This is a genomic window from Roseovarius sp. BRH_c41 (assembly GCF_000961715.1).
GTDB lineage: Bacteria > Pseudomonadota > Alphaproteobacteria > Rhodobacterales > Rhodobacteraceae > Roseovarius.
Genome location: NZ_LADY01000026.1, coordinates 185,184 through 191,190, shown reverse-complemented (window position 1 = coordinate 191,190; position 6,007 = coordinate 185,184). Strand labels below are relative to the sequence as shown.

The window sequence follows — 6,007 nt, the reverse complement described above, 5'->3', positions numbered from 1 at the left end:
AAAGCGCGGAATCAAGGCGCGGCACGCGCCGCCGCGCAGCGCCCGTCCGCCCCACCGGGCGGGCGCTTTTGCATCGTGGTAGTTGCTTGATAACGCGGAAGTATTTGGCGAGCATTAAGTGCTAGCTAGATAGGTAACAGCGCCCACCCGGCGGACGGGCACCGCGCGGCTCATCGCATGGGGCCAATGTCAGCAACTGGCCAGTGTCGAGCACTCCACCCAATCATAACCCACTATTTGTGCGCAAAACACGTCAAATCCCTAAACACACCTGAGCCCTTGCGGCGGGCGCGCGGCTTGCGCATTCTGCGCACATGAACGCAGCACCTACCTGGGGCGTGGTCGCCACGATCAAGGCCCCCACCCACGACATCCTCAATTTCGCCGCCCATCATCTCGATCTGGGTGCTCACCGCGTGCATGTCTATCTTGACGCCCCCGACCCAGAGGCCGAAGCCGCCCTGCGCGCGCATCCCAAATGCCGGGTCATCCTCTGCGATGACGGGTACTGGCGCAGACGCTCCCGCACTGGGCGACCAGAGAAACATCAACCGCGCCAAAGCATCAACGCCACGCATTGCCTCAACAAGCGACCACAGGTCGATTGGCTCGCCCATATCGACGTCGACGAATTTCTCTGGTCCGACAGCCCCCTGTCTGGTCACTTGGCGCAGCTCTCCCCCGATACGTTCAGCGCTCGCGTGCGCCCGGTCGAGGCACTGGCCCCCGATCCGTACGCTGAAGCCGCACAAACGTACGGGTGGTTCAAATCCTGCGCCCTGTCTCAGACCGAGCGCCGCAGCCAGACCAATGCCATCTATCCCACCTTTGGCCCCTATCTGAATGGCGGCTTCATGAGCCATGTCGCGGGCAAGGTCTTTGTCAGAACGGGTCTGTCAGAAACAAGCATTCGCATCCATAATGCGTTTAAAAACAAGGTTATGGACGTTGATGCTAAGGAGCTACATGAAGTTTCGCTTTGCCATTTGCACGCCGCGACGTGGGAGCATTGGCACGCCGCGTATCGCTACCGACTCAACCACGGCTCCTACCGCGCCGACCTCAAGCCCGCACCACAGTCTGACGGCTATGCCTTTAATATGCATGAGTTTTTTCAAATGCTAGAGGCCGATGGCGGTGACTTGGCCCTCCGTCGCTTCTTCACCGAAGTCTGCACCGCCACCCCAGATCTGCGCCATCGACTTGAGGCATTTGGACACCTGCACCCCATCAATCTCGACCTCGACACCAAACGCGCGCGCCACTTTCCAAACCATGCGTAAGTGTTTCCAATGAAAGCATAATCTTCGGGTTGAACCCCGGTATTGTTGCCAAGAAAATGCGATGCATTGACGCTGGCGCCGATCTCAGGTAAGTGCTGCGCAGCGGGTCATCCATGTGGAGAACCACAGGCCCATGAGGGGCCCGAACCCGCGCCAGACGTACGGGCCAGGATTGTGTCCGTAAACCACGGATACACATGACAAAATTTTCTGATCTGAACCTGAATCCCAAGGTCCTTAAAGCCATCGAAGAGGCTGGTTACGAGACCCCGACGCCCATTCAGGCCGAAGCCATTCCCCACGCGCTGCAAGGCCGCGACGTTCTGGGGATCGCCCAAACCGGCACCGGCAAAACTGCCAGCTTCACGCTGCCGATGCTGTCACTGCTGTCCCGCGGCCGCGCCCGCGCCCGGATGCCACGCAGTCTGGTTCTGTGCCCGACACGTGAACTCGCAGCCCAGGTAGCTGAGAATTTTGATACATATTCCAAGCACTTAAAGCTGACAAAGGCGCTGCTCATCGGTGGCGTCAGCTTCAAGGAACAGGACAAACTGATCGACAAGGGCGTGGATGTTCTGATTGCGACGCCGGGCCGCCTGCTCGATCATTTCGAGCGTGGCAAGCTCTTGCTGACCGGTGTTCAAATCATGGTCGTAGACGAGGCCGACCGCATGCTCGACATGGGTTTTATCCCTGATATTGAACGGATTTTCAGCCTCACACCCTTCACACGTCAAACACTTTTCTTTTCGGCCACGATGGCGCCTGAGATCGAGCGCATCACCAATACCTTCCTGTCAAACCCCGCCCGCGTCGAGGTTGCGCGACAGGCCACCGCGTCCGAGACCATCGAACAGGGCGTGGTCATGTTCAAGCCCACACGCCGCGAGAACGCAGATAGCGAAAAGCGCAGGCTTCTGCGCGCTTTGATCGACCGTGAAGGCGAGGCCTGTAGCAATGCAATCATCTTCTGCAACCGCAAGGTTGATGTAGATGTGGTCTCTAAGTCCTTGATAAAGTATGGTTATGACGCAGCCCCCATTCACGGCGATCTGGAACAGAGCCAACGCACGCGCACCCTTGACGGCTTCCGTGCTGGCACCTTGCGTTTTCTCATTGCGTCGGATGTCGCCGCGCGTGGACTCGATGTCCCCGCCGTCAGCCATGTTTTCAACTTTGACGTGCCCAGCCATGCCGAAGACTACGTTCACCGCATCGGCCGCACCGGCCGCGCCGGTCGCGCCGGCAAGGCATTGATGATCTGTAACCCGCGCGACGAAAAGAACCTCGCAGGCGTTGAGGCCTTGCTTCAAAAGGAAATTCCCCGTGTTGAGAGCCCCATTACCTTGGGCGCACCGACAACCAACGCAGAGCCTCCGCAAGGCAGTGACGAACGCCCCGTCAAGCCCCGCCGTTCGCGTACTGCGAGCCGCAGCAGAGGAAAGTCCGACAACGCCCCCCTGCCCGTGCAAAATCCTACAGAGCCTGTCGCGGAAGTGATGGCTGTCAAACCCGAGCAGCGCACGACAAGCTCCGAGCGATCTGCTCCTCGCCAAGAGAGTCAACCCGAACGTTCACAAGAACGCCAGAGCGAGCGCCCGCAAGAGCGAGGCCAGCGGCAAGGCGGTGGGAACAGCGGTGGCCGCGGACGGCAGGATCAAGCTGGTGGCCCGCGTGTTGTGGGCTTGGGGGATCACTTGCCTAGCTTCATCGCACTCAGTTTCGATGAGCGGCGCGCAAGCTAACGTGCTAATATTAAAATATTTTTCATCGGCATAGGTGGCCCGTCAGGCGCCACCTGTGTTGTGGATGGTCTGCATCCAGTTTGATTCCCTTCAGAACAAAACTACGATACGTTCCGATTTCGCATCACCGTGCGATCACAATATCAGCGCACAAGCCGCCCAAACGCACACTTTCGCCCAAGCGCAACGTACCCCCATGTGCCCGAGCCACATCCAAAACAATTGATAAACCCAAGCCGACTCCCATGCCACGGTTCTGATTTCGCGCAGGCTCCAGACGCGTAAACGGTTTGATGGCGTCGCCCCGGCTGTCAGGCGGAATGCCAGGTCCATCGTCTTCCACCCGGATGCGCAGGGATTTTTCTGTCATAACGACAGAAACCTCTGCTCGCGACCCATAGCGCACAGCATTGTTGATCAGATTCTCAACAGCTCGTCGGATGTTCGCTGGCCGCAGAGCAATACTTCCTTCTCCGCGCGTCTCAACCAGTGCCACAGGAACCTGCGCACGTTGCGAATCCTCGACAATTTGCCTCACGAGATCAATTGGATCAATGGGCTCGGCTTCGCCTTCATGCGCACCACGGGCAAAGGCCAAAAACCCATCGAGCAATCTCTCCATATCCACCACATCGCGCAACATTGGCGCGGCCTCTTCGTGATCCAACATCGCAAGGCCTAACCGAAGCCGGGTCAACGGGGTGCGCAAATCGTGGCTGACGCCCGAAAGCATCAAGGTGCGTTGTTCGATTTGTCGTTCCAACCGTGCGCGCATATCAAGAAACGCATTGCCCGCAGCGCGCACTTCTATGGCGCCTGCCGGGCGGTAGGGTACATGCCGACCGCGCCCAAAAGCCTCTGCCGCCTCTGCAAGGCGCGTAATTGGTCGCAGTTGTTTGCGCATGTAAACATAAGAGACCACCGTCATCAAAATCCCATAAAACGCAAGGTTTACAAGAACTTGATAGGGTCTCCGCGCTGATACTCGACGACGGTCGAATACAAGTTCAATCACCGACTCGTCTCGCTGAAAATATAATATGACATACTTGCTATCGGCCAATGAAACGCGTTCCAAATCATCGAAATACTCTCGCAACTCGCGGATGACCACATTCCCAGACAGATCGAACCAGTCGTACTCATCTGCACGAGGAATCTCGGACATTGGTACGCGCCGCCGCTCGATCTCAAGGATGTCGGCAACCGCGCTCCCCTCAGGTTGGGCCAACACCAGCCGAATCTCGCGGGCCACAGTCTTTACCATCTGCTGTGTGACGTCGTCGAAGAGCCTTTGTGTAAATACCAAAGATACGACCAAAAGCAGCGTTATAACCGGCAAAAGCAGGATAAGAACCGCTCGCCCATAAAGGCTTCGGGGCATATAGGGTTTGAGCCATCGAACCGACATGGTTAAACCTAGCTGCGTGGGTTGCCAGAAGGAAGAGCCATGCAAACGGACCAAGAAAAAAGACCCCCCGTAGGCATAGCGCAAGATCTGGGCAGCGACCTCCGGAGGATTCTTGCGCCCAACCCCTCGCCGATGACGTTTTGGGGTACAAATACCTACGTTCTGGGCACCCGACAATTGGCCGTAATCGACCCTGGCCCAGATGATACCGCGCATTTGCAGGCCATTCTGCGTGCGATTGGCCCCGGACAGTGCGTCAGCCACATCCTCGTCACGCACGCACATCTCGATCACTCGCCCTTGGCAGCGCGCCTCTCGGACGAAACGGGTGCACCGGTCTTCGCCTATGGCGACGCAAGAGCTGGCCGCAGCCCCGTGATGCAACACCTCGCCGACACGGGTATGATCGGCGGTGGAGAGGGTGTGGACACGACTTTTACCCCGGATCAGTTGCTCTTCGATGGAGAGTCCGTCGTTGGCGATGGATGGCAGATTACGCCACACTGGACGCCGGGTCATTTTGGCAATCACCTGTGCTTTGTGATCGAAGACACAATTCTGACAGGGGATCTGGTGATGGGCTGGGCCAGTTCTCTTGTCTCGCCGCCAGATGGGGACCTCACACAATTCATGGCATCCTGCAGGCGGCTGAAAGCGCTCCATGCAAGACGATTTCTGCCGGGCCACGGTGGACCAATAGAAGACCCGGCCGCGCGCCTCGACTGGCTGATATCACACCGTTTAGCGCGCGAAGCTGCGATTCTCGAGGTCTTGCACGCAGGCCCCCGGTCAGCCTCTCAAGTGACAGCGATCGTCTACGCAGATACCCCCGCTCACCTCCTCCCGGTCGCGAGACGAAATGTACTTGCGCACCTCATTGATCTAACTCAGAAATCTCGAATTATTCCACTGGGTGAACTGCACGCCGACACAGCATTTGCGTGCCTTTGACGGATACGCGAAAGCAGTCGATTTTTTGTGACAAATCCTCTGGACCTCCTCCAACTCGGTTGCTATACGGCCCAAGTGTTCCGGCGTAGCTCAGCGGTAGAGCAGTTGACTGTTAATCAATTGGTCGTAGGTTCGATCCCTACCGCCGGAGCCAAAACTACCGCAAGGTATTGATAGCAAAGAGAAACCCGCAACGGCTTCGTTGTGGGCTTTCTTTTATCACTCAAAGGAATTCCCCGCGAGGCATCGGTCAGTGCGACCTCTGCCGGAGGTCAGCGCCATGGATCATGCTTTCCGCCTTCTCCTGCGCGGCACGACGTGGCAGTATCGCCGAAGGTCGCCGGGCTCCAGAAACGCGTTTAACAAGCTGTGACACAGGCTCTCGGCAATACTTTCCCACCGGCACAGCACCGAGATACTTTCCTCGCCACGCGAACCGGCCAAGATAACGCGGATTTTCCTTTCAGCAGAATAGGTCTGGCGGATTTTGTGGCGGATGGTCTTGACCAGCTTGCAGCGGCGTCCGTCGAAGTTTCAGGTTTCTGCATCATCTCGATCTCCTAATTGATAGGATGAACCAGAAATTATCCGTTTGAGCTGCTGCCGATTTCGTGGAC

4 protein-coding genes and 1 tRNA gene are annotated in these 6,007 nt (G+C 57.5%); 4 read left to right on the top strand and 1 reads right to left on the bottom strand.

Annotation, left to right across the window (positions count from 1 at the left end; translation table 11 throughout):
- Positions 1-314: 314 nt before the first annotated feature.
- On the top strand, positions 315-1,283 hold the full coding sequence (locus VR71_RS09405; RefSeq protein ID WP_045683239.1) for a glycosyltransferase family 2 protein: 969 nt from the start codon (positions 315-317) through the stop codon (positions 1,281-1,283).
- Between the two features lie 197 nt (positions 1,284-1,480).
- The gene (locus tag VR71_RS09400) at positions 1,481-3,028 is read left to right on the top strand and encodes a DEAD/DEAH box helicase (protein WP_009819051.1); all 1,548 of its coding nucleotides are present in this window, start codon (positions 1,481-1,483) and stop codon (positions 3,026-3,028) included.
- Between the two features lie 124 nt (positions 3,029-3,152).
- Here VR71_RS09400 and VR71_RS25550 read toward each other — a convergent pair whose 3' ends face one another.
- On the bottom strand, positions 3,153-3,932 hold the full coding sequence (locus VR71_RS25550) for an ATP-binding protein (protein WP_367118646.1): 780 nt from the start codon (positions 3,930-3,932) through the stop codon (positions 3,153-3,155).
- Between the two features lie 546 nt (positions 3,933-4,478).
- On the opposite strand from VR71_RS25550, the gene VR71_RS09390 reads away from it, so the two are divergent.
- A complete protein-coding gene (locus tag VR71_RS09390; protein WP_045683236.1) occupies positions 4,479-5,390 on the top strand; it encodes an MBL fold metallo-hydrolase in 912 nt (303 codons plus the stop codon).
- 79 nt (positions 5,391-5,469) lie between these two features.
- Positions 5,470-5,544: transfer RNA gene (locus VR71_RS09385), tRNA-Asn, on the top strand.
- The last annotated feature ends 463 nt before the right edge of the window (positions 5,545-6,007 follow it).